The organism is Lactobacillus jensenii DSM 20557 (assembly GCF_001436455.1).
GTDB lineage: Bacteria > Bacillota > Bacilli > Lactobacillales > Lactobacillaceae > Lactobacillus > Lactobacillus jensenii.
In genome coordinates, this window is sequence record NZ_AYYU01000056.1 from 1 (window position 1) to 1,998 (window position 1,998).

Annotated in this window: 3 protein-coding genes; 1 reads left to right on the forward strand and 2 read right to left on the reverse strand. The window is 29.3% G+C overall.

The genetic code is table 11. The annotated features are described in order from the left end of the window. Positions 1 to 748, forward strand: a 748-nt coding sequence (locus FC45_RS07395; RefSeq protein ID WP_236694526.1) for a hypothetical protein, incomplete at its 5' end; no start/stop codon positions are given. Between the two features lie 99 nt (positions 749 to 847). Here FC45_RS07395 and FC45_RS07400 read toward each other — a convergent pair. Continuing rightward, positions 848 to 1,210, reverse strand: a complete 363-nt coding sequence (locus FC45_RS07400) for a type II toxin-antitoxin system PemK/MazF family toxin (RefSeq protein WP_006585521.1) — start codon at positions 1,208 to 1,210, stop codon at positions 848 to 850. Positions 1,211 to 1,212: 2 nt separating this feature from the next. After that, positions 1,213 to 1,482, reverse strand: coding sequence for a hypothetical protein (locus FC45_RS07405; protein WP_006587832.1), 270 nt, complete (start codon positions 1,480 to 1,482; stop codon positions 1,213 to 1,215). Positions 1,483 to 1,998 lie beyond the last annotated feature (516 nt).

Consider the following 1,998-nt stretch of genomic DNA (forward strand, 5'->3'; position numbering starts at 1 on the left):
CTTACACAAACTATTTTACGGTCTCAATTTTTTAAGGAGAGATATTAAATTGTTTTATAAGGATAACGATGTTTACAAACAATGTAAACAAGTAATTAATGTTAATTCGGATACGTATAAAAATTATAGAAAAGATGTTAATACAAAATTGAATGAAATTCTAGCTGCGTTTACTTGGACTGTAATTTGTGGTTTTCCATTTTTTATTGAATTTGGCCAAACCACAATTCCAATTAGCGATCAAGTTTTCGATATTACTGTAATAATTACAGGACTTGTTTTCTTTATATGGTATAAATACAGCCATAAGAGTTTCTTTGCAAAAGAACCAGCCTTCAAAAAAATGGCACTCGTTTGTAATGTAGACAAATATCATTTTTTATATCAAAAAGCCACTCATCAATTAAACCAAAATAAAGATGCAGTTAGGAAAACTTTTAAGTTATCAAAATATATATTTATGATTTTTGTCATAAATTCAATAGAAGATGATATTAAGGGAATATTTATCAGTCACCTTTCTAACTTGAAACTTTGGTCAATCTTTATCTGGATAATTTTAACATTACTCTTTACACTGCTACACTTTTCGCATATAATTGGAAAAATTATTACTATATTCATCAACATAAATGCTAAAACAAACAGCATTATAGATACTTGTATAAAACATGGCATGTTTGTTAAAAATTACACTCTTTTGTATTCAACCATAAAAGTTCTCGAAGAGAATGACTTAAAAAAGTAAATTAAAATGCTGATACTGTCGCTATATCAAAGTAACGCAATGTATCAGCATTTTTTTAAGCTCCAATGTCAAATGTTGATTTTGGCTTTAGCAAATTTACTATCTAAATTCACTGAGGAAGACAGCGAGCACCTTATCTAACTTTCCTTGATCTTTAATATGTCCTACTATCTCCCCTCTTCTTGCTTCAAAATCGTATTCTGGAATTTGTGTTAAAAGTAAATCACCATTTATGCCTGATTCAAAATCTATAATACGTTCTCGAAATGGACTTTCTTTTACTTTTGATGATATAGCCATTGCATGTACCAATCCAGTTTTATAGTTGAATACCTCTTTACTTAATACAAGATAAGGTCTTCTGTCATTTTGATTTTCTGGATCATGCCCTCCGATTTCATGACCAGCATGTGGCTCAGCGTCCATAAATACAAAATCACCTTGCTTGGGATATGCTTTCACTTTTATTCCTCAATTCTTTCTCTACCTTTTGGTGTTTGTTCTAATGGATCATATCCCAAATCCTCGATTTGCATCTTCTTTTCTTGAGCGGACATGACTGGTGCTTCGTCCCAAAAATTTCTTCTTTCTTTTTTTATCTCGAGATTTCCATCTGGCTTTAGAATTAAAACTACATTGTCACCTTTTCTTAAACCGGCACTTGCTGGAATAGTCACAGAATTAGCATTACCAGTCTGTCTTACAGTATATGTTCCTAAAACTTGATTTTTCATATTATTCACTCCTATCATGCTTTTGTAAGTACAAGTATACACTGAAAAGAATGTGAATACAAGTACTTACTAGCAGCTACTATAGTAAAACATTAAAGTATCTTAGTATTACACCCATTAAGTAAAAAAAGTTTGCGTAGCATTAGGGTGATGTGTAGTGACCCACAAAAATTGGACAAGTAGCCAGCGTTATCTTTCAAAATTTTTTATCTTGGACTGGATGTATATAATCTGTTTTATTTTTAATATCTTTTCTTAGAAATTGCTTTTTATTTTCGTTCAAACTATAAAGAAATAGTAAATTATATATCAGCTTTAATAAGTAGTTAAGATAAGAACTTATAAAAAATTTTTTAAAATTAAATGTAAATAATTGTGGTAGCTTATATATCTACTACAACAAATAATTTACTACAATAAAATGAAAGAATAAAAAAACAAACTTTAATATATTAAGGTTTGTCAATGCAGTAAATTATTTATTGTGAGACCGTAAAATAGTTTGTGTAAGGATGA